We start from the raw sequence: 25,958 nt of genomic DNA, 5'->3' as shown, positions 1-25,958 counted from the left end.
GTCGTTCTATTTTAAAAGAGAAAAAACCCGGACGCAAAGCCCGGGTTTTCGATCATCAACTCTAATCTCGCCGGGCGCCCCGTGCTTCGCCTGTTACCAGGCGGCAATGACCGCTCCGCCGAACTTGCCTTCGATGAACTGCTTCACCTCGGCCGAATGATAGGCCGCGACCAGCTTCGCGACCCACGGCTTGTTCCGGTCCGCCTCGCGAATCGCGAGGATGTTCGCGTACGGGCCGTTCGGACCCTCGATCGCGATCGCATCCTGTTTCGGTTTCAACCCCGCTTCCATCGCGTAGTTGGTATTGATCGCGGCCGCGTCGACGTCGCCGAGCGAGCGCGGAATCTGTGCCGCATCAAGCTCGACGATCTTCAGCTTGCGCGGATTGTCGACGATATCGAGTGGCGTCGCCTTGAGCCCCGCGTCCGCGCGCAGCTTCAGCAGGCCCTGCTTTTGCAGCAACAGCAGCGCACGGCCGCCGTTGGTCGGATCGTTCGGAACCGCGATGCGCGCGCCCGGCTTCAGTTCGGCCAGCGATTTCACGCGCTTCGAATAGATGCCCATCGGGAACGTGACGGTATCCGCAACCTTGATCAGCTTGTAGCCGCGATCCTTCACCTGCGCCTGCAGATACGGATCGTGCTGGTAGCTGTTCGCGTCGAGGTCGCCGGACGCAAGCGCGGCGTTCGGCTGCACGTAATCGGAGAATTCGACGATGCGGATCTCGAGGCCGCTCTTCGCCGCGACCTTCTTCACCGCCTCCATGATCTGCGCGTGCGGCCCACCCGTCACGCCCACCTTGATGGTTTCGGCCTGCGCGTGTGCGCCCGCGAACAACGCGGCCGCACCCAGTGCCGCCGCGAACTTCAGCATGAAGCGTCGTTGCATCGTGTGTCCCCTATCGGATCAGTTTTGTTTTACTTGTGGCTCAGCCGGCGGACGAGCCAGTCGCCGAACGACTGCACGATCTGCACGAACACGATCAGGATCGCGACCACCGTCCACATCACTTCGGGCAGATAGCGCTGGTAGCCGTAGCGGATCCCGAGATCGCCAAGGCCGCCGCCGCCGATCGCGCCCGCCATCGCCGAATAGCCGACCAGCGACACGAACGTGATCGTCAGGCCCGCGACGACGCCCGGCAGCGATTCGGGCAGCAGCACCTTGAAGACGATCTGCGACGTGGTCGCGCCCATCGATTGCGCAGCCTCGATCAGCCCGCGGTCGACTTCGCGCAACGCCGTCTCGACCAGACGCGCGATGAACGGTGCGGCCGCGAGCGTCAGCGGGACGACCGCAGCGGCCGTGCCGATCGACGAACCCGTAATGAGCCGCGTAAACGGAATCACCGCGACCAGCAGGATGATGAACGGCGTCGAGCGGACGGCATTCACGATGCCGCCGAGCACGCGATTCACCGCGAGGTTCTGCAGCACGCCCTGGCGGTCGGTCAGGTAGAGCAGCACGCCGAGCGGCAGGCCGACGAGCGCGCCAACCACTCCGGAGATGCCGACCATGATCAGCGTCTCCCAGAACGACTGCACGAACATATCGAACATCTCACTCAACATACGAAAGCTCCTCTACCACCACACCTTGCTCGCGCAGGAACGCGAGCGCCTGCCCGACCTTGCCCGGCTCGCCGCCCGCGAGTACCGCGAGCGAACCGAATGCCTGCCCCTGGATCTCGTCGATCTGGCCGTGCAGGATGTTGAAATCGAGTTCGTACCGGCGGATCGTCTCCGACAGGATCGGCTGGTCGACCCCCGAGCCCGTGAACGCGAGCCGCAGCAGATGCCCGCTGCCGGTCTTCAGCCGCTCGGCCACGCGCGCCTTCAGCGCGGGCGGCAGTTCCTGCGCGATCACGTCGCCGATCAGCGCGCGCGTCACTTCGTGATGCGGCTGCAGGAACACGTCGATCACGCGGCCTTCCTCGACCACGCGCCCCGCATCGAGCACCGCGACGCGATCGCACACCTGCTTGATGACTTCCATCTGGTGCGTGATCAGTACGATCGTCAGGCCGAGTTCGCGGTTGATGCGCTTCAGCAGGTCGAGGATCGAGCGCGTGGTCTCGGGATCGAGCGCGGACGTCGCTTCGTCCGACAGCAGCACCTTCGGCTGGCTCGCGAGCGCACGTGCGATGCCGACGCGCTGCTTCTGCCCGCCGCTGATCTGCGACGGATAGCGATCCTTCTGCGCGGACAGCCCGACGAGGTCGAGCAGCGGCAGCACGGCAGCTTCGATCTCGGTACGGCTGGCGCCGGCCAGCTCCAGCGGCAGCGCGACGTTGTCGAATACCGTGCGCGACGACAGCAGGTTGAAGTGCTGGAAGATCATGCCGATCTCGCGGCGGGCCTCCCGCAGCGCGCCAGCCGGCAGCACCGTGAGATCGCGCCCGCCGACGACGACGTTGCCCTCGGTCGGCCGCGTGAGCAGGTTGATGGTGCGCACGAGCGTGCTCTTGCCGGCGCCGCTTCGGCCGATGATGCCGAACACCTCGCCCTGCGGGATCGTCAGGTTGACGTTGTGCAGCGCCTCGACCCAGCCGCCCGGCCCGGGAAATCGCTGCGAAAGATTGCGTAATTCGATCATGTAAACAAAACGGCGGCCGGCCGGCGAGTTGGCCCGCCAGTCGGCCGCCGATGCATCTGGAATAACCGTCGATTTTACCGCAAACCCCTCATTCCCCTTAATAATCGATTTCGATCTTTTCATAACTACACGAAATTAGAGGAGCGCCGCTGGCGCGCCGCGCAAAGGCCGCGTCTATGATCCGGAACACCGACCAACAAACAGGGGACACGCCAGATGACCGCCACCACCACGCCGGCCACCGCACCCGCCACCGCCGACGTCGCGCCTTCGTCGGCACCCGCATCGAAAATGGGCCGGCTGCGTACCGCAGACGGGCTCGAACTGGCGTCGTACCGCTGGTCAGCCGGCGACGGCACCGCGCCGCCGCGTGCGACGATCGCGCTCGTGCACGGTCTTGCCGAACACGCGGGCCGCTATGCCGCGCTCGCCGGCCGGCTGAATGCGGCCGGGATCGACGTGCTCGCGATCGACCTGCGCGGGCACGGTCAGTCACCCGGCAAGCGCGCCTGGGTCGAGCGCTTCGACGGCTACCTGAACGATGCGGATGCGCTGGTCGCCGAAGCCGCGCGCGGCAATTCGCCGCTGTTCCTGATGGGGCACAGCATGGGCGGCGCAGTCGCGGCGCTGTATGCGATCGAACGCGCGCCGGCACGCGGCCACGCGCTGACGGGCCTCGTGCTGTCGAGCCCGGCGTTGGCGCCGGGGCGCGACGTGCCGCGCTGGATGCTCGCGGTGAGTCGCGTCATCAGCCGCGTATGGCCGACGTTTCCCGCGATCAAGATCGATGCGGCACTGCTGTCGCGCGATCCGGCCATCGTCGCGGCCAATCGCGCGGATCCGCTCGTGCATCACGGCGCGGTGCCCGCGCGCACTGGCGCGGAAATTCTTGACGCGATGGCGCGTATCGAAAGCGGCCGCGGCACGCTGCGCGTGCCGGTGCTCGTCTATCACGGCACCGAAGACAAGCTGACCGAACCCGACGGCAGCCGCGCGTTCGGCGCGCGCGTCGGCTCGTCCGATCGTACGCTGACGCTATACGAAGGCGGTTTCCACGAAACGATGAACGATCTCGAACGCGACCGCGTGATCGACGCGCTGATCGCGTGGATTCACGCACGCGTGCCGGTGCGTTGAGCGCGCCCGGCGCGCCCTGCCAGTCAGGAATCAGATACCGGCCAGCACGCGCAGGTGCGCGACGACGCTGCGCCCGAGCGCGGACAGGTTGTAGCCGCCTTCGAGGCAGCTCACGATGCGGCCCTGCGCATGCCGGCGCGCCACCTCGACGATCTGCGCGGTCAGCCATTCGAAGTCGGCTTCGACGAGGCCGAGGTTGCCGATGTCGTCCTCGCGATGCGCGTCGAAACCCGCCGACACGAACAGCATCTGCGGCTTGAACGCATCGAGGCGCGGCAGCCAGAACATGTCGACGGCTTCGCGGATCGCCATCCCGTTGCTGCGTGCGGGCATCGGCAGGTTGACCATGTTCGGTGCCTGGTGATCGACGCCCGAGAACGGGTACAGCGGATGTTGGAAGAAGCTGCACATCAGCACACGTTCGTCGTTCGCGAACGCGGCCTCGGTGCCGTTGCCATGGTGCACGTCGAAATCGATGATCGCCACACGTTCCATGCCGTGTACGTCGAGCGCATGTCGCGCGGCGATCGCGACGTTGTTGAAGAAGCAGAAGCCCATCGCGCGCGCGGGCTCCGCATGGTGGCCGGGCGGACGCACGCCGCAGAACGCATTCGCATAGCGGCCTTCGATCACCGCGTCGGTCGCCGCGATCGCGGCGCCTGCCGCGCGCAGCGCCGCGCGCCACGTGTCGCGGTTCATCAGCGTATCGGGATCGATCTCGACGTAGCCGTCGACCGGCGTCATGCTGCGGATGTAGTCGATATGCGCCTGCGTATGCACTCGGCCCAGCGCGACCTCGCTCGCGAACGGCGCGGTTTCGTGCACGATCAGGTCGTCGATGCGGCTCGCAATCAATTGATCCTGAATCGCCGACAGGCGGGCCGGGCATTCCGGATGCCATTCCCCCATCTCGTGCAGCATACAGTCGGGGTGCGTATAGAAAGCGGTTGCCATAAGCTGTCATCGGCGGCGCACGGTGCGCCGCAGGTCTCCATCAATGATGTCCATCGTCTGCCGCGAATTCGCCGCTAACTTACCACAACGGGGGCCTGCCACGCCCCGGCGCGCCGGATCCGTCGGGTATACTGCGCCGAACCCAATCGCCCTGTCCGCCCGCTTCGACATGAATTCCAGCAAGCCTGCCGCCCCCCTCTCCGCGCTGTTCAGTGTTCGCGTGCCGCTCGTCGTCGCCGCTGTCGTCGCGACCCTCGGCACTGTGCCTGCCGGCGCGCAGACGCAGCCGGCGAAGCCCGCCGGCAAGCTCGTCGCTCAGGCCCAGCCGCAGCAGCCGGCGCCGCAAGGCCAGACCTTCGAAGAGGAAATCGTTCCGCAGCGTTACGCGAACAACGCGAAGGTCGACGCGTTCATCGACGAGATGGCCAACCGCAACGGCTTCGACTCCGCGAGCCTGCATGCGCTGTTCTCGCGTATCAGCTATTCGGCGACAGCCGTCAAGCTCGTGAAGCCGGCCGCGTCGCCGACGGTCAAGAACTGGCGCGTCTATCGCTCGCGCTTCATCGAGCCGATCCGCATCAACGCGGGCGTGAAATTCTGGAAGGCGAACCAGGCGACGCTGCAGCGTGCATCCGAGCAATTCGGCGTGCCGCCCGAGGTGATCGTCGGCATCATCGGCGTCGAGACGATCTACGGCCGCTACATGGGCAATTTCCGCGTGCTCGACGCGCTGACGACGCTCACGTTCGACTATCCGGACACGCCGAATCGCGACAGCCGCCAGGCGACGTTCCGCAAGAACCTCGAGGACTTCCTGGTCTGGACCCGCGACAACCAGCTCGACCCGACCACCGTGCTCGGCTCGTACACGGGCGCAATCGGGATCCCGCAGTTCCTGCCGAGCAGCATCCGCGAATATGCGGTCGACTTCGACGGCACGGGCCACGTCGATCTGCGCAGCAGTCCTGTCGATGCGATCGGCAGCGTCGCGAACTACCTGAAGCAGCACGGCTGGGAAACCGACCGACCGGTGGTCTGGCAGATCACGCCCGATACGGGCAGCCTGGGCATCGCACAGGCCGCCGCCGACGGTCAGCCGGAACCGCACTGGGCACTGTCGCAACTGCTGCGCGCGGGCATGACGCTGAACGAGCCGACGGTCAACATCACGACCGAAGCGGGCACGCCGGTGACCGTGGTCGACCTGCCGTCGCCGGGCCGCGCGACCGAATACATGCTCGGGCTCAAGAATTTCTACGTGCTGACGCGCTACAACCGCAGCTTCTTCTACGCGCTCACCGTGTACCAGCTCGGCGAAGCCGTGAAGGCGCAGATGGAAGCGAGCGGCGCACTTCAGCCGAGCGCCACCGAAACGCAGTCGCAGTAAGCACCGCCTGCCCAATGAAAAAGCGCCGCACAAGCGGCGCTTTTTTTATCACACGCGCAGCTACGCGCGCCTGCCCGCGTTCAGGCAGGAAACACGCCCGTGGACAGGTAGCGGTCGCCTCGATCGCAGACGATGAACACGATCGTCGCATTCTCGACCTGACGCGCGATACGCATCGCGACTTCGCATGCGCCGCCCGACGAAATGCCCGCGAAGATGCCTTCGACCGCCGCCAGCCGGCGCGTCATCGTTTCCGACGCAGCCTGACTCACGCTTTCGACACGGTCGACGCGGCTGCGATCGAAGATCGTCGGCATGTACGCTTCCGGCCACTTGCGGATGCCCGGAATGCGCGAACCGTCTTCCGGCTGCGCACCGATGATCTCGATCGCCGGATTCTGTTCCTTCAGATAGCGCGACGTGCCCATGATCGTGCCCGTCGTGCCCATGGCCGACACGAAGTGCGTGATGCGCCCTTCGGTATCGCGCCAGATTTCCGGGCCCGTCGCTTCGTAGTGCGCAATCGGATTGTCGGGGTTCGCGAACTGGTCGAGGATCACGCCCTTGCCTTCGCGCTGCATCTGGTCCGCGAGATCACGTGCCAGCTCCATCCCGCCCTTCACCGGCGTCAGGATGATTTCGGCGCCGTAGGCGGCCATGCTCTGGCGGCGCTCGACCGACAGGTCCTCCGGCATGATCAGCACCATCTTGTAGCCGCGGATCGCCGCTGCCATCGCGAGTGCGATACCCGTGTTGCCGCTCGTCGCCTCGATCAGCGTGTCACCCGGCTTGATGCGCCCGCGCGCCTCGGCCTTGCTGATCATCGACAGTGCCGGACGATCCTTCACGGAACCGGCCGGATTGTTGCCTTCAAGCTTCGCGAGCACAACGTTGTTGCGCGCGCGAATCTCGTCGTCCGGCAAGCGGACCAGTTGGACGAGCGGCGTATTGCCGATCGTGTCTTCGATAGTTTTGTAAGCCATGGATATACCGTGAGTACGAGGCCGATCAATCGATCGATTGTAAACCAGCACCGCTGCTCGCGCCGGCAACCCCATTGCGGCGATGGAATACGTGTGCCGTGCAACGCGTGGCCCGCATACGCCGCGCCCACGCAAAAAACCCGCGGCATGCCGCGGGAAGCCGTCGCAACGACGGCGACTGAAGGAGCTCGTTGTCGGCCGCGCGCGACGCGTTACTTCTGCGCGGTGCGGGCAGGCTTGCCGGCTGCCGGCTTGCCCGCGGCCGGCAGCGCGGCACCCGTGCCGGCCGCACCGACCGTCAAACCTTCCTGCTGAAGCCGCTCGACGGTATGGCCACCCATGCCTTTCACGCGTGCTGCGAGATCTTCCGCATTCTTGAACGGACCGCGTGCGCCGCGTTCGTCGAGAATCGCCTTTGCCCGCGCCGGGCCAATGCCCTTGATGCCGACGAGCGCATCCTCGTTCGCAGTGTTGACGTCGACGGCCGCCCAGGCCGACGCGATCGTGCCGAGCATTGCCGCTGCGGCCAACCATTTCCTGATCATGTGCTGGATCTCCGATGAATACGGCCGGCGGCTGCCGACCGTGAGACCCAGTCTATCGATGCAACGCTTCCGCTTAAACCTGGCCGGATAGCCAACGCACGTAGCGGTCGACACCTTCCTGCACGGTCAGGAACGGCGCGTCGTAACCGGCCGCACGCAGCTTCGTCTGGTCGGCCTGCGTGAAGCACTGGTACTTGCCGCGCAACGCATCGGGAAACGGCACGTATTCGATCAGCCCTTGCTCGACCTGCTGCGCGAGCGTCAGCGGCGGCAGGTTGTCGAGCGAGCGCAGCGTATTCACGACCGTCGACGCGATATCGTTGAACGGCTGCGCACGGCCGGTACCGAGGTTGAAGATGCCCGACTTCTCCGGGTGATCGAAGAAGAACAGGTTCACCTTCGTCACGTCCTCGACCGACACGAAGTCACGCGTCTGCTCGCCCGGTGCATAGCCGTTGTACTCGCCGAACAGCTTCACCTTGCCTTCCGCGCGAAACTGGTTGAAGTTGTGGAACGCGACCGACGCCATGCGCCCCTTGTGCGTCTCGCGCTGTCCGTACACGTTGAAATAGCGAAAGCCGGCGATCTGGCTCTTCGCGGTCGGCAGCACACGGCGGATCACCTGGTCGAACAGGAACTTCGAATAGCCGTAGACATTCAGCGGCGCCTCGACGTCACGCTCCTCGATGAAACGGGTCGAGCCGCCGTAGATCGCTGCCGACGACGCGTACAGGAACTGCGTGCCCTGCGCGAGGCAGGTATCGAGCACCGCCCGGCTGTAGCGGAAGTTGTTGTCCATCATGTAGCGGCCGTCGGTTTCCATCGTGTCCGAGCAGGCGCCTTCATGGAACACCGCGCGTACCTTGCCGAAATCGCCGCGCGCGAAACGTTCGACGAATTCCGTCTTGTCCAGATAGTCGTCGATCTCGCAATCGACGAGATTCCGGAACTTGTCCGCGCGCGTCAGGTTGTCGACCGCGATGATGCGCGTCTCGCCGCGCTCGTTGAGCGCCTTGACGATGTTTGCGCCGATAAAACCGGCTGCGCCGGTGACGATGAGGGTCATGATCGTCCTGCCTGAAAAGTGCGAGCCATGCATGCGGCGCGCTCGTCGCGCCGCCGCATGCGCTCAGTGAAACAGTTCGTCGTAGTCCACCGTGGCCGTGCCGAGCTTGCCGACCACGATGCCTGCCGCGCGATTCGCGAGCACGACGGCGTCGACGAGCGGCACGCCTGCGCCGAGCATCGTCGCGACCGTCGCGATCACGGTGTCGCCCGCGCCCGACACGTCGAACACCTCGCGCGCGAGCGCCGGTGCGTGCAGTTCGCCGGTGGCGGAAAACAGCGTCATGCCTTCTTCCGAACGCGTGAGCAGCAACGCGTCGATGTCGAGTTCCGCGCGCAGCTTCGCGACGCGCGCGCGCAGATCGTCTTCCGATTTCCACTGCCCGACCACTTCGCGCAATTCCGCGCGATTCGGCGTGATCAGCGACGCGCCGCGATAGCGTGCCCAGTCGTCGCCCTTCGGGTCGACGAGGACGGACTTGCCGGCCGCGCGCGCCTTCTCGATCATCGTCGTGACGTGCGTCAGGCCGCCTTTCGCGTAATCCGACATCAGCACGACGTCGTGCTGCGGCAACAGTGCATCGAAGCGCGCGAGCCCTGCGAGCAGCACCTCGTGCGTCGGCATTGCCTCGAAGTCGACGCGCAGCAGTTGCTGCTGGCGTGCGAGCACGCGCAGCTTGATCGTGGTCGGCAGCGCCGGGTCGCGCTCGAGATGCGGCGTCACGCCGCTACTGCCGAGCAGTTCGACGATCCGCTCGCCGGGTTCGTCGCAACCGACGACACACAGCAACCCGGCCTGGCCGCCGAGCGTCACGGCGTTGCGCGCGACGTTGGCCGCACCGCCGAGCCGCTCTTCCTGACGCTGAACATGCACGACCGGCACGGGCGCCTCAGGCGAAATGCGATCGACGTTGCCGAACCAGTAGCGGTCGAGCATCACGTCGCCGACGACAAGCACGCGCGAGCGCGCGAGTTGCGCGCGCGGCACCGGAACGACCTCGCGGAGAGTATTCATCGTGTGGTCAGCCACGGGAGGACGACTGGGGATCGACATACGGCCGGCCGATCGCGTAGTAGTCGATGCCCAGTTCGGCCATCGCGTCCGGCTCGTACAGGTTGCGCCCGTCGAAGATCACCGGCGCCTTCAGCTCAGCCTTCAGGCGCGTGAAATCGGGGCTCCGGAATTCCTTCCACTCGGTCACGATCACGAGCGCGTCCGCGCCCGTCACGGCGACGTCCTGCGTCTCGACGAGATGCAGCCGCGCCAGCGCGTCCGGATCCGTGGCGAAATCGAGCGCAAACACGCGCCGTGCCTCGTCGACCGCGACCGGATCGTACGCACGCACGGTCGCACCGCGTTCGAGCAGCGCGGCGATCAGGCGGCGGCTCGGCGCCTCGCGCATGTCATCGGTGTTCGGCTTGAACGCCAGGCCCCAGACCGCGAACTCGCGGCCGGTCAGGTCGGCACCGAAGCGCTGCTCGATCTTGCCGATCAGCACGTCCTTCTGTGCATGGTTGGCCGCCTCGACGGCTTCCAGGATGCGCAACGGCTGGCCGTTCTCGCCGGCCGTGCGAATCAGCGCCTGGACGTCCTTCGGGAAGCACGAGCCGCCGTAGCCGACACCGGCGTACAGGAAGTGATAGCCGATGCGCGGATCGGAGCCGATCCCGCGGCGCACGGCCTCGATGTCGGCGCCGACCTTGTCGGCGAGATTCGACATCTCGTTCATGAACGAGATGCGCGTTGCAAGCATCGCGTTCGCCGCATATTTCGCGAATTCGGCCGAACGCACGTCCATGTAGATCGTGCGCTCGTGGTTGCGGTTGAACGGCGCGTAAAGCTTCTTCGTCTTCTCGCGCGCGATCGTGCCCGTCTCGTCGTCGTCGACGCCGATGATGATCCGGTCCGGACGCATGAAGTCCTCGACCGCCGCGCCTTCCTTCAGAAATTCCGGGTTCGACACGACCGAGAAACGATGCGCGACGCTGCCCGCCAGCCCGCGGGCGGCAAGCGCTTCGTCGACCACGCCGCGCACGCGCTGTGCGGTGCCGACCGGCACCGTCGACTTGTCGACGATCACCTTGAAGCCCGTCATGTGGCGGCCAATGTTGCGCGCGGCTTCGAGCACGTACTGCAGGTCGGCCGAGCCGTCCTCGTCGGGCGGCGTGCCGACGGCGATGAACTGGATCTCGCCGTGCGCGACACTCGCCTCGATGTCGGTCGAGAAGCGCAGGCGCCCCGCCGCACGGTTGCGCGCAATGATGTCCAGCAGCCCGGGTTCGTGAATCGGCATCCCGCCGTTGTTCAGGATGTCGATCTTGCGCGGATCGACGTCGAGACAGAAGACGTCGTGACCGATCTCCGCCAGGCAGGCGCCCGTGACGAGACCGACATAGCCGGTGCCGATGATGGTGATTTTCATAGATGTTCCGGTACTTCCCGGTAATTGACTAACTTGGCCGCCGGGACGAGCCCGGCGGCGACCGCAGCGCGTTGGCTCCGCGTGCCGGGATCAGCCCGGCATCGCAGGTTCGACGCGGCGCGGCGCATAGGTTTCCCAGCCGCTGCAGCCCGGGCACTGCCAGTAGAAATTGCGCGCCCGGAAACCGCAATTCTGGCACGTATACCGTGGCAGATTCTTCGTACGCTGCCTGATCAGCGCACGCATCATTTCAAGCTCCTTACGACGCGGTTCGTCGGCCGCCGCGATTTGCGCATCGAGCAGGTGCAGCATCCCCGACAGGTTCGGCGACTTCTCCATCTGCGTGCGCGCGAGCGTATGCGCCGCGTCCTGACCGCGCAAGCCCGCGATGTGCTGGTATGCGATGTCGAGCAGGTCGTTCGACGGATAACGGTCGACATAGCCCATCAGCAACTCGGCGCCTTCGGCGTTCTTGCCGAGCGCGACGTACGCCTTCATCAGCTTGTCGGCGACGAGCGGCAGATATGCCGGATTCTGCGCTTCGACACGCTTCCAGTGCTCGATCGCGGCCGCGTGGTTGCCCTCGGCCGCCGCCGCGTCGCCGGACAGAATCGTCGCGCGAACGTTCTGCGGGTTCACGGTCAGCGCGAGGCGCAACTGTTCGGCTGCCGCCGACGCGTTCTTGCGCTGCAGCGCATCCTGCGCAAGTTCGCAGTGAAACTGTGCGATTTCGACGCCGAGCGGTTTGTCGCTCATCGACTCGATGCGCTTCGCCGTATCGATCGACTTGTTCCAGTCCTTCTCGATCTCGTAGATCGTCAGCAGCGCCCGTTGTGCGCCGAGCGCGTAATCGCCGTCGGCGAGTTTGTGGAACGCCTCCTCGGCACGATCGAGCAGGCCGGCCTTCAGGAAATCCTGGCCAAGCTCGTAAAGCGCGTGGTCGCGCTCGTTGACCGGCAGGTCCGTGCGGCTCAGCAAGTTCTGGTGCACGCGGATCGCGCGATCTGTTTCGCCGCGGCGGCGAAACAGGTTGCCGAGCGCGAAGTGCAGTTCGACCGTCTCGGGATCGAGCTTGGCGACCTCGATGAACGCGTCGATCGCCTTGTCGGGTTGTTCGTTCAGCAGAAAATTCAGGCCGCGAAAATACGATCGCGGCAGGTTGGCGCTCTCCGACAGGAGATTCTTCAGGTCATAGCGTGACGCCGCCCAACCGAGCGCGAATGCGACCGGAATCGCGAGCAACCACCAGAAATCCAGATCCATGCGAAATATCGAAGCAGAGACGAAAACCGCGCGATTATCGCGCGGCGTCCGTGTTAAATAACGGGCGGCATCGGCGGCTGGTCGATGACGGCCGGCGTTTCGCGCGCCGCGCGCAGATCGCGCTTCAGGCGCCCGTTCTCGAGGCGCAGGCGGAAGATCGAAGGCAGCGCGGACAGCAAGCCAGCCAGCAGCCCCACGGCGAAGAACGCCAGGCCGATCAGGATCAGCGGCGCTTGCCACGAATAGCCGGCAACGAAATTCAGCGTCGCGGTTTGCGTATTGGCCAGCGCAAGCACCAGCAGCAGTACGAACACCAATACCCGGATCAGCCAGACGATAAACTTCATGAAGCCCTCTCTTTGTTGAGGTTTGCCGCGGCGCGCGACTCCCCTTCGTCGCACCGAATCGACCCGTATTGTAAAGGAAGCGTTTCCGCGGCTGCGCACATCCTGCGCGCACCCGTTGCGCCGCGATCGCCGGAAATGAAAAAAGCGCCCGCAAGGGGCGCTTTTCTTTTCAGCCTTCGCCGGATGGGTTCCGGGCAACCCGGATGACGCTCAACGCTCGTCGTCCGGATCGTCAGCCTTCAGCGGTTCACCGGCGCGGCCGTCGACGCGTTCCCGCAACTCCTTGCCAGGCTTGAAATGCGGCACGAACTTCTCGGGCACCTGCACTTTCTCCCCTGACTTCGGGTTGCGTCCGACGCGCGCCGGGCGACGGTTGAGGCCAAAGCTGCCGAAACCCCGAATTTCGATACGATGCCCTTTCGCCAGGGCGTCGGACATCGCATCGAGCATCGTTTTCACCGCGAAATCCGCATCCTTGAGGACAAGTTGCGGAAATCGCGATGCCAGCTGCGCGACCAACTCGGATTTGGTCATACTTCAGCAGACCTCGTGAGGCTTACTGGTTCTGGCCGTCGAGCTTCGCCTTCAGCAGCGCGCCGAGGTTGGTCGTACCGGTCGCAGCCGAGCTGGTGTCCGACTGCAGGCCGCGGATCGCTTCCTGTTGTTCAGCCGAATCCTTCGCCTTGATCGACAGGTTGATGCCGCGCGACTTGCGATCGATGTTGATCACCATCGCGTTGACCTTGTCGCCTTCCTTCAGCACGTTGCGTGCATCTTCGACGCGATCCTGCGAGATTTCCGATGCGCGCAGGTAGCCTTCGATGTCGCCCGTCAGCGTAACGACCGCACCCTTCGCATCGACCGTCTTCACGACGCCGTCGACGATCGAGCCCTTGTCGTTCATTGCAACGTAGTTGCTGAACGGGTCGCCTTCGAGCTGCTTGATGCCGAGCGAAATACGTTCCTTCTCGACGTCGATACCGAGCACGATTGCTTCGACTTCGTCGCCCTTCTTGTACTTGCGAACGGCTTCTTCGCCGGTTTCGCTCCACGACAGGTCCGACAGGTGGACCAGCCCGTCGATGCCGCCCGGCAGACCGATGAACACGCCGAAGTCGGTGATCGACTTGATTGCGCCCGTGATCTTGTCGCCCTTCTTGAAGTTGCGGCTGAAGTCATCCCACGGATTCGGCTTGCACTGCTTCATGCCGAGGCTGATACGACGACGGTCTTCGTCGATCTCGAGGACCATGACTTCGACTTCGTCGCCCAGCTGGACAACCTTCGACGGCGCAACGTTCTTGTTGGTCCAGTCCATTTCCGACACGTGGACGAGGCCTTCGATGCCCGATTCCACTTCGACGAATGCGCCGTAGTCGGTGATGTTCGTGACCTTGCCGAACAGGCGCGTGCCCGACGGGTAACGGCGCGAGATGCCTTCCCACGGATCGTCGCCCAGTTGCTTGATGCCCAGCGAGACGCGGTTCTTCTCTTGGTCGAACTTGAGGATCTTCGCGGTGACTTCCTGGCCAACCGACAGGACTTCGCTCGGGTGACGCACACGACGCCATGCGATGTCGGTGATGTGCAGCAGGCCGTCGATGCCGCCGAGGTCGACGAACGCGCCGTAGTCGGTGATGTTCTTGACCACGCCGTTGACGATCGCGCCTTCCTTCAGCGTCTCGAGCAGCTTCGCGCGCTCTTCGCCTTGCGTTGCTTCGATCACTGCACGACGCGACAGCACGACGTTGTTACGCTTGCGATCGAGCTTGATCACGCGGAACTCGAGCGTCTTGCCTTCGTACGGGGTCGTGTCCTTGACCGGACGCGTGTCGACCAGCGAACCCGGCAGGAACGCGCGGATGCCGTTGACCATCACGGTCATGCCGCCCTTCACCTTGCCGGTGATCGTGCCGGTGACGAGTTCGTTGTTGTCGAGAGCCTTTTCCAGCGACAGCCACGATGCAAGGCGCTTCGCCTTGTCGCGCGACAGGATCGTGTCGCCGTAGCCGTTTTCGAGTGCGTCGATCGCGACGGACACGAAATCGCCCGACTGCACCTCAACCTCGCCCTGATCGTTCAGGAATTCCTCGATCGGAATGTAAGCCTCGGACTTCAGGCCTGCATTGACGACCACGAAGTTGTGGTCGACGCGCACGACTTCGGCGGAAATCACTTCGCCGGCGCGCATGTCTTGGCGGGTCAGCGACTCTTCGAACAGAGCCGCAAAAGATTCAGTATTCGGGGTAGAGGTTTGCAGGTCGGACATAAAAATCTGATTGTGCATGGATCGCTGTGCCACGCCGGCCGGAATGGCAGGCTGAAAGGGCCAGATCGACGACCACACGGGGTTAAGGGTTCGAAACACGCTCCGCGCTTACTACGCGGAACACCTACTGCTGCCCGCCTTCTCAGGCGGGCTGGCCAAGCGCCCGGTACCACTGCAGCACTTGATCGACGGCTTCATCGACCGAAAGCGCCGACGTATCGAGCAGCTCGGCATCTGCCGCGGGCTTCAGCGGCGCGGCTGCGCGATTGCTGTCGCGCGCGTCACGTTCACGAAGATCCCGGAGCAAGTCATCTATATTAGCAGAAAAACCTTTTTGCATCAATTGCTTATGCCGTCTGGTCGCGCGCGCCTCGGCGCTGGCCGTCAGGAACACCTTCAACACGGCGTCCGGGAAGATCACGGTGCCCATGTCGCGCCCGTCTGCAACGAGGCCCGGCGTCTTGCGGAACGCGCGCTGGCGCGCGACGAGTGCGGTGCGCACCGGCCCATGCACGGCAATCGCCGATGCACGGTTGCCGACCGCTTCGGCACGGATGTCGTTCGACACATCGACGCCGTCGAGCTGCGCGCAGCCTTCGCGGAACGTGATGTGGAGATCGTCGATCAGCTTCACCAGCGCGTCGATGTCCTCTGCCGCGATGCCGTAGCGCACACTCGCGAGCGCGGCGAGGCGGTACAGCGCGCCGCTGTCGAGCAGGTGGAAACCAAGATGCGCGGCGACGAGCGCGGCGACGGTGCCCTTGCCGGAAGCAGTCGGGCCGTCGATCGTGATGACGGGAGTCGGGTGAAAGGGTCGGGTCGATTTCATCGGAACAGTCGGGTCAGGCTTTGGCGAGCGCGGCGAAGCGGTCGAAATAGTCGGGGAACGTCTTGCCGACGCACTTCGGATCGTTGATCCGCACGGGCACGCCGCCTAGGCTGACGAGCGAGAAGCACATCGCCATCCGGTGATCGTCGTACGTGTCGATCGCCGCGTTCGGCGTGAGCTTTTCCGGCGGCGTGACGACGAGATAGTCAGGGCCTTCCTCGACGATCGCGCCAACCTTGCGCAGCTCGGTCGCCATCGCGGCGATGCGGTCGGTCTCCTTCACGCGCCAGCTCGCGATGTTGCGCAGCGTGCTCGTGCCGTTCGCGAACAGTGCCGCGACCGCGATGGTCATCGCCGCATCGGGGATCAGGTTGAAATCCATGTCGATCGGCTCGAGCTTGCCATGGTCGTGGCCGATGCCCCGCACGTCGATCCAGTCGTCGCCCATCGTCACGTTCGCGCCCATCTGCATCAGCGCATTCGCGAAACCGACGTCACCCTGGATGCTCGCGCGCCCCACGCCTTCGACGCGCAGCGGACCGCCGCCAAGCGCGCCGGCCGCGAGGAAATACGACGCGGACGACGCATCGCCCTCGACCATGATCCGCCCCGGCGAGCGGTAGCGGACCCCGGCCGGCACGACGAAACGCTGCCAGCCGTCACGCTCGATGACCACGCCGAAGCGCTCCATCAGCCGGATCGTGATGTCGATGTACGGCTTCGAGATCAGTTCGCCGTCGACCTCGACGACGGTCCTGCCGTCCTTCGCCTTCACGAGCGGCAGCGTCATCAAGAGCGCCGTGAGGAACTGGCTCGATACGTCGCCGCGCACGCGGATCGGCGCATCGACCGAGATCGTCGCGGGCTTGATCCGCAGCGGCGGGTAGCCTTCGTTCAGTTCATAGTCGATCTGCGCGCCGATTTGCCGCAGGCCGTCGACGAGATCGCCGATCGGCCGCTCGTGCATGCGCGGCACGCCGTGCACGCGATAGTCGCCGCCGTTCACCGCGAGCGCGGCAGTCAGCGGCCGCACGGCCGTGCCCGCGTTGCCGAGAAACAGGTCGGCCGTCTTCGCGGTGAATGCGCCGCGCGTGCCCGTGACGACACAGGTATCACCGTCACGCGCGAGCTTCACGCCGAGCTTGCCGAGTGCGTCGAGCATCACGCGCGTGTCGTCGGAGTCGAGCAGGTTGGTGATCGTCGTTTCACCTTCGGCAAGCGCCGCGAGCAGCAGCACGCGGTTCGAAATGCTCTTCGAGCCGGGCAGGCGCACGGTGCCCGATGCGCTGGAGTACGGGCCGAGATCGAGATAGTCCATGGGAATCGTCCTGTTATTTCTTGACCGGTTCGGCAGCGGGCGCGCCGCCGCGCTCCTGCCATGCCTTGCGCGCGGCGCGCGAGCGCGTGAACACGGCTTCGAGCGCCGCGCCGTCGCCGGCATCGATCGCCGCGCGCAGCCGCGTGAGCACGCGCGTATAGCCATCGAGCTCGTCGAGCAGCGCCGCGCGGTTCGCGACGCATACGTCGCGCCACATCTCCGGGCTCGACGCCGCGATGCGCGTGAAATCGCGGAAGCCGCCCGCCGCGTACGAGAATTTGAGTTGCGCGTCGGCCTCGCCGAGGATCTGCTCGACGAGCGCGAACGACAGCACGTGCGGCAGATGGCTGATCGAAGCAAACACGCGATCATGCTGTTCCGTGCTCATCGTGCGCACGTCGGCGCCGGTCGCACGCCACATCGCGTCGATCCGCGCGACGGATTCGGGTGCGTTCTCCGGCAGCGGGCACAGCACGACGTTGCGGCCGACGTACAGATCCGGCAACGCGGCCTCGACGCCGCTCGACTCGCGACCGGCAATCGGATGCCCCGGCACGAACTGCGCGATGCGCGCGCCGAGCGCTTCGTGCGCGGCCGCGACGACATCGGACTTGGTGCTGCCGGCATCGGTGACGATCGTCGCCTCTTCAAGCCACGGCGCGATGCGCGCGAGCAACGGGCCCGTCTGCGCGACGGGTGCCGCCAGCAGCACGAGATCGGCACCGGCCAGCGCGTCGCGCAATTGTGCGTCATCGTCGAGCGCCGCCGCGCGATCGATCACACCGAGCGCGAGCGCGCGCTCGACCGACGCACGCGAACGGCCCACGCCGACGACCTCGCCCGCGCCGCCCGGCGCGCGCTCGCGCAGCGCGCGGGCCAGCGATCCGCCGATCAGGCCGACGCCGAAGATGACCAGTTTGTTGAATGCAAAGCCTGACACGACAAGAGCCAAGTTACGCGCGCGGGACGACGCCCCGCACGCGGAATTCCAGATTCCGGGCAACGGGCCCGCATCCGGCACAACCTGCGCCGGATACCGCCCGAACCCGCCTTCGGCAGTGCCGACCGGCCTGCCCTGCCCGCCTGGCCGCAATGCCTGCTCGAACAAGCGATGGGCCGCCGCGCATCAGCGCGCGCGCGGATACGAACCGAGTATCTTCAGGAACGCAGCCTTCTGGCCGAGTTCCGCGAGCGCGGCCGCAACCGCCGCATCGTCCCGGTGCCCTTCGATGTCGATGTAGAAGTAATACTCCCACGTACCGACACGCGCCGGGCGCGACTCGAAACGCGTCATCGACACGCCGTGCCGCGCGAGCGGCTCGAGCAGCTTGAACACTGCGCCCGGCTCGTTCTTCACCGACACGATCAGTGACGTCTGGTCGTGACCGCTTTGCCCGGCCGGATGCTTGCCGACGATGACGAAGCGCGTGCGGTTGTGCGGATCGTCCTGGATCAGCGAGAACGCGATCTGCAATCCGTAGTGCGCGGCCGCACGGTCGCCCGCGATCGCCGCAACGGTCGGATCGGCCGCCGCGAGACGCGCCGCCTCCGCGTTGCTTGCCACGGCCTGCCGTTCGAGCTGCGGCGCATTCGCCGCGAGCCACTGCTGGCATTGTGCAAGCGCCTGAGCATGCGCGCAGACGCGCTTCACGCCATCGAGCGTGCCGCTCTGCGTGAGCAGATTGTGATGGATCGGCAGCGCGAGCTCACCGCTGATCAGCAGTTGCGTCTGCAGCAGCAGGTCGAGCGTGCGCGACACAGCGCCTTCGGTCGAATTCTCGACCGGCGCGATGCCGAATGCGGACGCGCCGGCCTCGACCGAGCGGAACACCTCGTCGATCGACGGGCATGGCAGCCCTTCGATCGACTGGCCGAAATACTCGAGCATCGCCTGTTCACTGTACGTGCCGACCGGCCCGAGGAACGCGACGTGGATCGTCTGCTCGAGCGCACGGCTCGCAGCCATGATCTCGCGCCAGATGGCACTGATGTGCTCGCTCGCGAGCGGCCCCGCGCTCATGTCCTGCAGCCGCGCGATCACCTGCAGCTCGCGCTCGGGCCGGAACACCGGCGCGTTGAAATGCTTCTTGACCTCGCCCACCTCCAGCGCCACCGCGGCGCGCTGGTTCAGGAGCGCGATCAGCTGCGCGTCGATCGCGTCGATGCGATCGCGCAACGGTTTCAGGCGGGAATTCAGTTCGTCGTCCATGCGTTTTGCCGTGCTGTTTGAACAGCGCCGCCGTCAGGCGCCGCGCTGCTCGAAGTCCTTCATGTACTCGACGAGCGCTTTCACGCCCTCGAGCGGCACCGCGTTGTAGATCGACGCCCGCATGCCGCCGACGGACTTGTGGCCCTTCAGCTGCAGCAGCCCGCGCGCCTTTGCGCCGGCAAGGAAGTCTTCGTTGCGCGTTTCGTCGGCCAGGAAAAACGGCACGTTCATCCGCGAACGTGCTGCCGGCTCGACCTTGTTCAGATAGAAACTGCTCGCATCGATTGTGTCGTAGAGCAGCTTCGCCTTTTCGATATTGCGGGCCTCGATCGCTTCGAGACCGCCCTGCCGCTTCAGCCACTGGAATACCAGACCCGCGATGTAGATCGCGTAGGTGGGCGGCGTGTTGTACAGAGAGTTGTTCGCGGCGATGGTCTTCCATTCGAACGCGGACGGGCAGATCGACAGCGCACGGTCGAGCAGATCCTCGCGCACGATCACGAGCGTCACGCCGGCCATCCCGATGTTCTTCTGCGCGCCGCCGAACAGCACACCGTACTTCGCGACGTCCATCGGACGCGACAGAATGTGCGACGAGACATCCGCAACCAGCGGCACGTTACCGAGATCGGGAATCTCGAACGTCTCGACGCCGTCGATCGTCTCGTTGGTGCACAGATGCACGTAGGCCGGATCGTCCGACAGTTGCCATTCGGCGCGCGTGGGCGCACGCGTGAAGCCGTCTTCCGTCTTGCCGGTTGCGGCGAGATGCGGCGTACCGTATTTCTTCGCTTCGCTGAACGATTTCTGCGACCACGAGCCCGTCACGACGAAGTCGGCCGTCTTGCGCGACCCGAGCAGGTTCATCGGCACGATCGCGTTTTCCGCGATGCCGCCGCCCTGCAGGAACAGGATCCGGTGACTGGCCGGCACGCCGAGCAGGTCGCGCAGGTCGGTTAGCGCGGCCTCGTGGATCGACATGAATTCCTTGCCGCGATGGCTCATCTCCATCACGCTCATGCCGCTGCCGTGCCAGTCGAGCATTTCGTCGGCGGCCTGCCGCAGCACTTCCTCGGGCATCGCCGCAGGGCCGGCGGAGAAATTAAACACGCGCATCGTGAAAACCTCGGGAGGGACGCGACCGGCTTGCCGCCGGCAGAACGCGCCAGAAAGGAAAAAGGCCGCTTGCGCTCGCGCGCAAACGGCCATTATCGCACTGTCGTCAGGCTCCCGCCAAACCCGGCCGAACGGCCGGGGGCGTGCCTGACCGGCTTACTTGCCCGGCTTGACTGCTGCGACTTCCTTGTCAGCCTGCGTGCGCGTTGCCTGGATCGCTTGCGGCATGTACTTCTGCATCAGGCCGTTGACCACGTCGCGACCGACCTGATCCTGAACCTGGATGAACTTGCGGCCCGTCGGGCTCTTGTAGAACGTCGTCAGATCCTTGATCTCCGACGTGCTGTAGTACTTCGCATAGGCGTCGTACTGAGCCGACATCGCGTCGTTCTGGAATTGCTGCGTGCCGAACACCTTGCCCGCGCCGTCGACCAGCTTCGGCACCGCGTTCTTCTGCAGCGTCGGAACGGCAGCTTGCTTCTGCTTGTCGTTCAGCGTCTTGTTTTCCGACAGCGCATCCGACAGGATCGCCGGCACGAGTTGCTTGGCCTGCATTTCGGCGCTGTTGCCGATAGCCGACACGAGCTTCGGCGCGTCGATCGCGTCGAGCAGATCCTTGATCGCAGCCTTCTTGTCGGCGTCGATCGGCGCAGCTGCCGCGGCAGGCGCCGGTGCGGAATTCGACAGCGCTTGCGCCATCGCGAACGTCGGCACCAGTGCAGCCAGCAGGACCAGTTGCTTGAATTGCTTTTGCATCATCACTCCCTTTTGGAAATATGAATGGTTGCTCGCCGGCCGCGGCGCTTCGCGCCCGCGGCGGCTAGAGTCTCATCCGTTCTTCAGGCTTCGCCGTCCGACGCCTCGTCGGCCTCGCCTTCGCCCTCTTCGGCCTCCGCGACCTGCTGCAGACCGGAGAGCTTGGTACCCTCATCGAGACTGATGAGTGTAACACCTTGCGTGGCACGCCCCATCTCGCGAATCTCGGATACACGGGTGCGAATCAACACGCCGGCCGTCGTGATCAGCATGATCTGATCTTCGGCGTCGACGAGCGTTGCAGCCACGACCTTGCCGTTGCGCTCGGACGTCTGGATCGCGATCATACCCTTCGTGCCGCGGCCGTGACGCGTGTACTCGGTGATCGGCGTGCGCTTGCCGTAGCCGTTCTCGGTCGCGGTGAGCACCGTCTGCTCCTCGCTGCCGGCGACCAGCAGCGCGATGACCTGCTGCCCGTCCTCGAGCTGCATGCCGCGCACGCCTCGCGCCTCGCGCCCCATCGGACGCACGTCGTTCTCGTCGAACCGCACGGCCTTGCCGGAATCGGAGAACAGCATCACGTCGTGTGCGCCGTCGGTGATCGATGCGCCGATCAGGTAGTCGCCCTCATCAAGGCCGACCGCGATGATGCCCTTCTTCATCGGACGGCTGAATGCCTCGAGCGGGGTCTTCTTCACGGTGCCGAGCGACGTCGCCATGAAGACGAACTTGTCGGCCGAGAATTCCTTGACCGGCAGCACGACGTTGATCTTCTCGCCATCCTGCAGCGGGAACATGTTGACGATCGGACGGCCGCGCGAGTTGCGCGAACCCTGCGGCACTTCATAGACCTTGACCCAGTACACGCGGCCGCGGTTCGAGAAGCACAGGATGTAATCGTGCGTGTTCGCAATGAACAGCGTCTCGATCCAGTCGTCTTCCTTCATCTGCGTCGCCTGCTTGCCGCGACCGCCGCGCTTCTGCGCACGGTACTCGGACAGCGGCTGCGACTTCACGTAGCCCGCATGCGACATCGTGACGACCATGTCCTGCGGCGTGATCAGATCTTCGGTGTTCAGCTCGGTCGCGTTCAGCTCGATCTTCGAGCGGCGCGCGTCGCCGAACTCGGCCTTCACCGAGGTCAGCTCCTCGCCGATCATCGTCGTGATCCGCTCGGGGCGTGCGAGGATGTCCAGCAAATCGGCGATCTGAGCCATCACTTCGCGGTACTCGCCGATGATCTTGTCCTGCTCGAGGCCGGTCAGGCGCTGCAGACGCATCTGCAGGATTTCCTGGGCCTGCGTGTCGGACAGGCGGTACAGCCCGTCGACCTGCATGCCGAACGCCGGGTTCAGGCCTTCCGGGCGGTACGCGGAACGGCCGCCGGCCGCCGCGTTCTCGCTTTCGGCGCGCGTCAGCATCTCGCGCACGAGCGACGAATCCCACGGCTTCGCCATCAACTCCGCTTTCGCGATCGGCGGCGTCGGCGCTGCCTTGATGATCGCGATGAAATCGTCGATGTTGGCAAGCGCGACCGCGAGACCTTCGAGCACATGGCCGCGTTCGCGGGCCTTGCGCAGTTCGTAGATCGTGCGGCGCGTCAGCACTTCGCGTCGATGCGACAGGAAGCACTGCAGGATTTCCTTCAGGTTCAGCAGCTTCGGCTGGCCGTCGACGAGCGCGACCATGTTCATGCCGAACGTGTCTTGCAGCTGCGTCGCCTTGTACAGGTTGTTCAGCACCACTTCCGGCACTTCACCGCGCTTGAGTTCGATCACGACACGCATGCCGCTCTTGTCGGACTCGTCGCGGATGTCGGAGATGCCTTCGAGCTTCTTTTCGTTGACGAGCTCGGCGATCCGCTCGAGCAGCGAGCGCTTGTTCACCTGGTACGGCAGCTCGTCGACGATGATCGCCATCCGCTGGCCGCGATCGATCTCCTCGAAGTGCGTGGCCGCACGCATCACGACGCGACCGCGCCCGGTGCGGTAGCCGTCGCGCACGCCGGCGACGCCGTAGATGATGCCGGCCGTCGGGAAATCCGGCGCCGGGATGATCTCGATCAGCTCGTCGATCGTCGCTTCCGGGTTACCCAGCAGGTGCTGGCACGCGTCGACGACTTCGTTCAGGTTGTGCGGCGGGATGTTGGTCGCCATGCCGACCGCAATGCCCGACGAGCCGTTGATCAGCAGGTTCGGGATGCGCGACGGCAGGACCGACGGCTGCGTTTCGTTACCGTCGTAGTTCGGCTCGAAATCGACCGTTTCCTTGTCGATGTCGGCGAGCAGCTCGTGACCGATCTTCGCCATGCGAATTTCGGTGTAACGCATCGCCGCGGCATTGTCGCCGTCGATCGAGCCGAAGTTGCCCTGTCCGTCGATCAGCATGTAGCGCAGCGAGAAGTCCTGCGCCATCCGCACGATCGTGTCGTAGACCGCCGTGTCGCCGTGAGGGTGGTACTTACCGATCACGTCACCGACGATACGCGCCGATTTCTTGTACGCGCGGTTCCAGTCGTTGTTCAGTTCGTGCATCGCGAACAACACGCGCCGGTGCACGGGCTTCAGGCCATCGCGGACATCCGGGAGGGCACGTCCGACGATCACGCTCATCGCGTAATCGAGATACGAACGGCGCATTTCCTCCTCTAGGGAGGTGGGCAGGGTCTCTTTGGCGAATTGATCCATGTATCCGTATCGTTTCGGAGCGAAGACGGCGAACGCCTTTCGCGTGGGCGCTGCATGCGCAACGCAACGCGAGATTCTAACATGCGGCCATCAGCCGCCAATTCGCCTCCCCCTCTATATATAAATAGCGAAAATCGCAGCAGCAGCGAACCGGCCGGAATTGCATGCCGCAATTGCACTCGACTCGGCACCACAGGCGATCGCGTCGCACTTGTTTTCCGCGCACGAGTAAACAAATGCCTCCACCGGCGCAATTTCGCCGACACACTCTTGACAATCTCTGAAAGTTACGGCAGGTCGGTGTTGCGCATGCACCACAAACGTTGAGGCGATCTTAGGGTGGGGAGGATTTTTTTTCGTAGGAAGGGAACGATATGGCAAAATGCCAACGCACTGAAGGTTAGACGCTGCTCGAAGTCTAAAGTCTACACAGAGCGGTGCCGCGTTTTTTGTACCGCACCAATGTTATACTTCGAGCAATGTATGACTTGTCACCGTCAACAGGCTCGCAGTAAACCTGCGGTAATCTCAATTTCGAGAGGAGAAATATGAATAAACTTTCAAAGCTCGCGTTCATTGCAGCTACCGCAGTTATGGCTGCATCCGCTTCGGCACAGTCGGTGCCGGCGTCGCGTCAAGCCGTCAATGACAACTGGGTGAACGGCACGGGCGAATGGGTGTGGATGAACGGTACGAACGAGCTCTGCTGGCGCGATGCCTTCTGGACGCCGGCCACCGCCAACGCGAAGTGCGATGGCGCACTGGTCGCCCAGGCACCGCAGCCGCCGGTCGCTCCGGTCGCTCCGGCTATCTCGAGCCAGAAGATCACGTATCAAGCTGACGCACTGTTCGACTTCGACAAGGCAACGCTCAAGCCGCTGGGCAAGCAAAAGCTGGACGAACTGGCTTCGAAGATCGAAGGCATGAACACGGAAGTGGTCGTCGCAACGGGCTACACGGACCGCATCGGTTCGGACAAGTACAACGACCGTCTGTCGCTGCGCCGTGCGCAAGCCGTGAAGTCGTACCTGGTCAGCAAGGGTGTGCCGGCCAACAAGATCTACACGGAAGGCAAGGGCAAGCGCAACCCGGTTACGACTGGCTGCAACCAGAAGAACCGCAAGCAACTCATCGCCTGCCTCGCACCGGACCGCCGCGTGGAAGTCGAAGTGGTTGGTACGCAAGAAGTCCAGAAGACGACCGTTCCGGCAAACTAAGCCGCGGTTTTCGACTGCTTCAAAGCCCCGCTCCGGCGGGGCTTTTTCTTTGACGCCCGTCCATGCGGCCGCCGCTTCGCCGCTCGTCCGCTTCTTATATACTCGGGGCTGACGAATCGCAGTACCGCCCTCCTCCCGTAGCCCGTTTGCCGACATGACCAACGCCGATCCGCACGAACTCCAGAAATTCAGCGACCTCGCCCATCGGTGGTGGGATCCGAATGCCGAATTCAAGCCGCTGCACGACCTGAACCCGGTCCGGCTCGGCTGGATCGATGCGCATGCGCACCTCGCCGGCAAGCGCGCACTCGACGTCGGCTGCGGCGGCGGCATCTTGTCCGAATCGATGGCCGGACTCGGCGCCCAGGTGAAGGGCATCGACCTGTCGACCGAGGCACTTGGCGTCGCCGACCTGCACAGCCTCGAAAGCGGCATCACGGTCGACTACGAGGCCATCGCCGCCGAAGCGATCGCCGCGCGCGAACCGGGCACCTACGACGTCGTCACGTGCATGGAGATGCTCGAGCACGTGCCGTCGCCCGGCGATGTCGTCGCCGCATGCGCGACGCTCGTAAAACCAGGCGGCTGGGTGTTCTTCTCGACGCTGAATCGCAACCTGAAGTCCTACCTGTTCGCGGTGATCGGCGCGGAGTACATCGCGCAGATGCTGCCGAAGGGCACGCACGACTACGCGCGCTTCATCCGCCCGTCGGAACTGGCCGGCTTCGTGCGCGCAACGGATCTGCACATCGTTGAGATCAAGGGCATCACGTACCACCCGATCGGCAAGCGCTTCGCGCTGTCGAACGACACCGACATCAACTACCTCATCGCGTGCCGCCGCGCCGCGTGACCTTC

General features: G+C 64.6%; 24 protein-coding genes. 4 read left to right on the top strand and 20 right to left on the bottom strand.

Annotated elements, in window-relative coordinates; translation table 11 throughout:
• Positions 1-93 precede the first annotated feature (93 nt).
• Genes ACPTTF_RS05360 through ACPTTF_RS05350 form a run of 3 tightly spaced genes read right to left on the bottom strand, consistent with a single transcriptional unit; the run spans position 94 to position 2,595 of the window.
• On the bottom strand, positions 94-888 hold the full coding sequence (locus ACPTTF_RS05360; RefSeq protein ID WP_166957518.1) for a MetQ/NlpA family ABC transporter substrate-binding protein: 795 nt from the start codon (positions 886-888) through the stop codon (positions 94-96).
• A 29-nt stretch (positions 889-917) separates the two neighbouring features.
• Positions 918-1,571 (bottom strand): methionine ABC transporter permease, encoded by a 654-nt coding sequence (locus ACPTTF_RS05355; RefSeq protein WP_043181878.1) that lies wholly within the window; start codon positions 1,569-1,571, stop codon positions 918-920.
• The gene (locus tag ACPTTF_RS05350) at positions 1,561-2,595 is read right to left on the bottom strand and encodes a methionine ABC transporter ATP-binding protein (protein WP_166957516.1); all 1,035 of its coding nucleotides are present in this window, start codon (positions 2,593-2,595) and stop codon (positions 1,561-1,563) included. The genes ACPTTF_RS05355 and ACPTTF_RS05350 overlap by 11 nt, the downstream gene beginning before the upstream one ends.
• Positions 2,596-2,811: 216 nt before the next feature.
• On the opposite strand from ACPTTF_RS05350, the gene ACPTTF_RS05345 reads away from it, so the two are divergent.
• On the top strand, positions 2,812-3,732 hold the full coding sequence (locus tag ACPTTF_RS05345) for a lysophospholipase (RefSeq protein WP_423370488.1): 921 nt from the start codon (positions 2,812-2,814) through the stop codon (positions 3,730-3,732).
• Between the two features lie 30 nt (positions 3,733-3,762).
• Here the strand turns inward: ACPTTF_RS05345 and ACPTTF_RS05340 are convergent, their stop codons facing one another.
• The gene (locus tag ACPTTF_RS05340) at positions 3,763-4,686 is read right to left on the bottom strand and encodes a histone deacetylase family protein (RefSeq protein ID WP_166957512.1); all 924 of its coding nucleotides are present in this window, start codon (positions 4,684-4,686) and stop codon (positions 3,763-3,765) included.
• 43 nt (positions 4,687-4,729) lie between these two features.
• Here ACPTTF_RS05340 and mltB point away from each other — a divergent pair, with 43 nt between their 5' ends.
• Positions 4,730-6,073 (top strand): lytic murein transglycosylase B, encoded by a 1,344-nt coding sequence (gene mltB / locus ACPTTF_RS05335; protein WP_423370487.1) that lies wholly within the window; start codon positions 4,730-4,732, stop codon positions 6,071-6,073.
• An 80-nt stretch (positions 6,074-6,153) separates the two neighbouring features.
• On the opposite strand, the gene cysM is transcribed toward mltB, so the two are convergent.
• From cysM to gyrA, 16 genes are all read right to left on the bottom strand, one after another.
• Positions 6,154-7,056, bottom strand: coding sequence for a cysteine synthase CysM (gene cysM / locus ACPTTF_RS05330; protein WP_166957507.1), 903 nt, complete (start codon positions 7,054-7,056; stop codon positions 6,154-6,156).
• A 212-nt stretch (positions 7,057-7,268) separates the two neighbouring features.
• Positions 7,269-7,601 carry a ComEA family DNA-binding protein gene (locus ACPTTF_RS05325; RefSeq protein ID WP_423370486.1) on the bottom strand — a complete coding sequence of 111 codons (333 nt, stop codon included), beginning with the start codon at positions 7,599-7,601 and terminating at the stop codon, positions 7,269-7,271.
• 73 nt (positions 7,602-7,674) lie between these two features.
• The gene (gene rfaD / locus ACPTTF_RS05320) at positions 7,675-8,667 is read right to left on the bottom strand and encodes an ADP-glyceromanno-heptose 6-epimerase (RefSeq protein WP_166957503.1); all 993 of its coding nucleotides are present in this window, start codon (positions 8,665-8,667) and stop codon (positions 7,675-7,677) included.
• Between the two features lie 63 nt (positions 8,668-8,730).
• Positions 8,731-9,681 (bottom strand): D-glycero-beta-D-manno-heptose-7-phosphate kinase, encoded by a 951-nt coding sequence (gene rfaE1, locus ACPTTF_RS05315; protein WP_051363294.1) that lies wholly within the window; start codon positions 9,679-9,681, stop codon positions 8,731-8,733.
• Between the two features lie 7 nt (positions 9,682-9,688).
• Entirely contained in the window at positions 9,689-11,089 is a 1,401-nt protein-coding gene (locus ACPTTF_RS05310) for a UDP-glucose dehydrogenase family protein (RefSeq protein ID WP_423370485.1), read from the bottom strand.
• Between the two features lie 90 nt (positions 11,090-11,179).
• The gene (gene lapB, locus ACPTTF_RS05305; RefSeq protein ID WP_166957497.1) at positions 11,180-12,352 is read right to left on the bottom strand and encodes a lipopolysaccharide assembly protein LapB; all 1,173 of its coding nucleotides are present in this window, start codon (positions 12,350-12,352) and stop codon (positions 11,180-11,182) included.
• A gap of 53 nt (positions 12,353-12,405) precedes the next feature.
• Positions 12,406-12,699, bottom strand: a complete 294-nt coding sequence (locus ACPTTF_RS05300) for a lipopolysaccharide assembly protein LapA domain-containing protein (protein ID WP_021157458.1) — start codon at positions 12,697-12,699, stop codon at positions 12,406-12,408.
• 210 nt (positions 12,700-12,909) lie between these two features.
• On the bottom strand, positions 12,910-13,233 hold the full coding sequence (locus ACPTTF_RS05295) for an integration host factor subunit beta (protein WP_006486894.1): 324 nt from the start codon (positions 13,231-13,233) through the stop codon (positions 12,910-12,912).
• A gap of 22 nt (positions 13,234-13,255) precedes the next feature.
• Positions 13,256-14,968 carry a 30S ribosomal protein S1 gene (gene rpsA / locus ACPTTF_RS05290; RefSeq protein ID WP_166957495.1) on the bottom strand — a complete coding sequence of 571 codons (1,713 nt, stop codon included), beginning with the start codon at positions 14,966-14,968 and terminating at the stop codon, positions 13,256-13,258.
• Between the two features lie 142 nt (positions 14,969-15,110).
• Entirely contained in the window at positions 15,111-15,797 is a 687-nt protein-coding gene (gene cmk / locus ACPTTF_RS05285) for a (d)CMP kinase (RefSeq protein ID WP_166957493.1), read from the bottom strand.
• Between the two features lie 13 nt (positions 15,798-15,810).
• Entirely contained in the window at positions 15,811-17,115 is a 1,305-nt protein-coding gene (gene aroA, locus ACPTTF_RS05280; protein ID WP_423370484.1) for a 3-phosphoshikimate 1-carboxyvinyltransferase, read from the bottom strand.
• Positions 17,116-17,128: 13 nt separating this feature from the next.
• Positions 17,129-18,055, bottom strand: coding sequence for a prephenate dehydrogenase/arogenate dehydrogenase family protein (locus ACPTTF_RS05275; RefSeq protein ID WP_423370483.1), 927 nt, complete (start codon positions 18,053-18,055; stop codon positions 17,129-17,131).
• 186 nt (positions 18,056-18,241) lie between these two features.
• Positions 18,242-19,324 carry a prephenate dehydratase gene (gene pheA / locus ACPTTF_RS05270; protein WP_423370482.1) on the bottom strand — a complete coding sequence of 361 codons (1,083 nt, stop codon included), beginning with the start codon at positions 19,322-19,324 and terminating at the stop codon, positions 18,242-18,244.
• A gap of 33 nt (positions 19,325-19,357) precedes the next feature.
• On the bottom strand, positions 19,358-20,440 hold the full coding sequence (gene serC / locus ACPTTF_RS05265; RefSeq protein ID WP_423370481.1) for a 3-phosphoserine/phosphohydroxythreonine transaminase: 1,083 nt from the start codon (positions 20,438-20,440) through the stop codon (positions 19,358-19,360).
• A 156-nt stretch (positions 20,441-20,596) separates the two neighbouring features.
• On the bottom strand, positions 20,597-21,196 hold the full coding sequence (locus ACPTTF_RS05260) for a DUF2059 domain-containing protein (protein WP_021157463.1): 600 nt from the start codon (positions 21,194-21,196) through the stop codon (positions 20,597-20,599).
• A gap of 83 nt (positions 21,197-21,279) precedes the next feature.
• Positions 21,280-23,883 carry a DNA gyrase subunit A gene (gene gyrA, locus ACPTTF_RS05255; protein WP_166957483.1) on the bottom strand — a complete coding sequence of 868 codons (2,604 nt, stop codon included), beginning with the start codon at positions 23,881-23,883 and terminating at the stop codon, positions 21,280-21,282.
• A 548-nt stretch (positions 23,884-24,431) separates the two neighbouring features.
• Between gyrA and ompA the strand changes: the two genes are divergently transcribed.
• Both ompA and ubiG read left to right on the top strand, forming a co-directional pair.
• A complete protein-coding gene (gene ompA, locus ACPTTF_RS05250; protein ID WP_021157465.1) occupies positions 24,432-25,100 on the top strand; it encodes an outer membrane protein OmpA in 669 nt (222 codons plus the stop codon).
• A 154-nt stretch (positions 25,101-25,254) separates the two neighbouring features.
• Positions 25,255-25,953 carry a bifunctional 2-polyprenyl-6-hydroxyphenol methylase/3-demethylubiquinol 3-O-methyltransferase UbiG gene (ubiG, locus tag ACPTTF_RS05245; RefSeq protein ID WP_166957481.1) on the top strand — a complete coding sequence of 233 codons (699 nt, stop codon included), beginning with the start codon at positions 25,255-25,257 and terminating at the stop codon, positions 25,951-25,953.
• Positions 25,954-25,958 lie beyond the last annotated feature (5 nt).

Source organism: Burkholderia crassaminum, assembly GCF_964265005.1.
In the GTDB taxonomy this organism is placed as follows: Bacteria; Pseudomonadota; Gammaproteobacteria; order Burkholderiales; family Burkholderiaceae; genus Burkholderia.
This window is presented reverse-complemented; position numbering and strand designations above follow the sequence as displayed.

Bases quoted from the DNA above. Each gene is read 5' to 3' on its own strand.
- serC (WP_423370481.1), bottom strand. From the start codon at position 20,440: ATGCGCGTGTTTAATTTCTCCGCCGGCCCTGCGGCGATGCCCGAGGAA.
- ubiG (WP_166957481.1), top strand. From the start codon at position 25,255: ATGACCAACGCCGATCCGCACGAACTCCAGAAATTCAGCGACCTCGCC.
- pheA (WP_423370482.1), bottom strand. From the start codon at position 19,324: ATGGACGACGAACTGAATTCCCGCCTGAAACCGTTGCGCGATCGCATC.
- cmk (WP_166957493.1), bottom strand. From the start codon at position 15,797: ATGAAATCGACCCGACCCTTTCACCCGACTCCCGTCATCACGATCGAC.
- ACPTTF_RS05345 (WP_423370488.1), top strand. From the start codon at position 2,812: ATGACCGCCACCACCACGCCGGCCACCGCACCCGCCACCGCCGACGTC.
- gyrA (WP_166957483.1), bottom strand. From the start codon at position 23,883: ATGGATCAATTCGCCAAAGAGACCCTGCCCACCTCCCTAGAGGAGGAA.
- ACPTTF_RS05350 (WP_166957516.1), bottom strand. From the start codon at position 2,595: ATGATCGAATTACGCAATCTTTCGCAGCGATTTCCCGGGCCGGGCGGC.
- rfaD (WP_166957503.1), bottom strand. From the start codon at position 8,667: ATGACCCTCATCGTCACCGGCGCAGCCGGTTTTATCGGCGCAAACATC.
- ompA (WP_021157465.1), top strand. From the start codon at position 24,432: ATGAATAAACTTTCAAAGCTCGCGTTCATTGCAGCTACCGCAGTTATG.
- rfaE1 (WP_051363294.1), bottom strand. From the start codon at position 9,681: ATGAATACTCTCCGCGAGGTCGTTCCGGTGCCGCGCGCGCAACTCGCG.
- mltB (WP_423370487.1), top strand. From the start codon at position 4,730: ATGATGTCCATCGTCTGCCGCGAATTCGCCGCTAACTTACCACAACGG.
- ACPTTF_RS05295 (WP_006486894.1), bottom strand. From the start codon at position 13,233: ATGACCAAATCCGAGTTGGTCGCGCAGCTGGCATCGCGATTTCCGCAA.
- ACPTTF_RS05300 (WP_021157458.1), bottom strand. From the start codon at position 12,699: ATGAAGTTTATCGTCTGGCTGATCCGGGTATTGGTGTTCGTACTGCTG.
- ACPTTF_RS05325 (WP_423370486.1), bottom strand. From the start codon at position 7,601: ATGATCAGGAAATGGTTGGCCGCAGCGGCAATGCTCGGCACGATCGCG.
- ACPTTF_RS05340 (WP_166957512.1), bottom strand. From the start codon at position 4,686: ATGGCAACCGCTTTCTATACGCACCCCGACTGTATGCTGCACGAGATG.
- ACPTTF_RS05360 (WP_166957518.1), bottom strand. From the start codon at position 888: ATGCAACGACGCTTCATGCTGAAGTTCGCGGCGGCACTGGGTGCGGCC.
- rpsA (WP_166957495.1), bottom strand. From the start codon at position 14,968: ATGTCCGACCTGCAAACCTCTACCCCGAATACTGAATCTTTTGCGGCT.
- aroA (WP_423370484.1), bottom strand. From the start codon at position 17,115: ATGGACTATCTCGATCTCGGCCCGTACTCCAGCGCATCGGGCACCGTG.
- lapB (WP_166957497.1), bottom strand. From the start codon at position 12,352: ATGGATCTGGATTTCTGGTGGTTGCTCGCGATTCCGGTCGCATTCGCG.
- ACPTTF_RS05260 (WP_021157463.1), bottom strand. From the start codon at position 21,196: ATGCAAAAGCAATTCAAGCAACTGGTCCTGCTGGCTGCACTGGTGCCG.
- ACPTTF_RS05355 (WP_043181878.1), bottom strand. From the start codon at position 1,571: ATGTTGAGTGAGATGTTCGATATGTTCGTGCAGTCGTTCTGGGAGACG.
- ACPTTF_RS05310 (WP_423370485.1), bottom strand. From the start codon at position 11,089: ATGAAAATCACCATCATCGGCACCGGCTATGTCGGTCTCGTCACGGGC.
- cysM (WP_166957507.1), bottom strand. From the start codon at position 7,056: ATGGCTTACAAAACTATCGAAGACACGATCGGCAATACGCCGCTCGTC.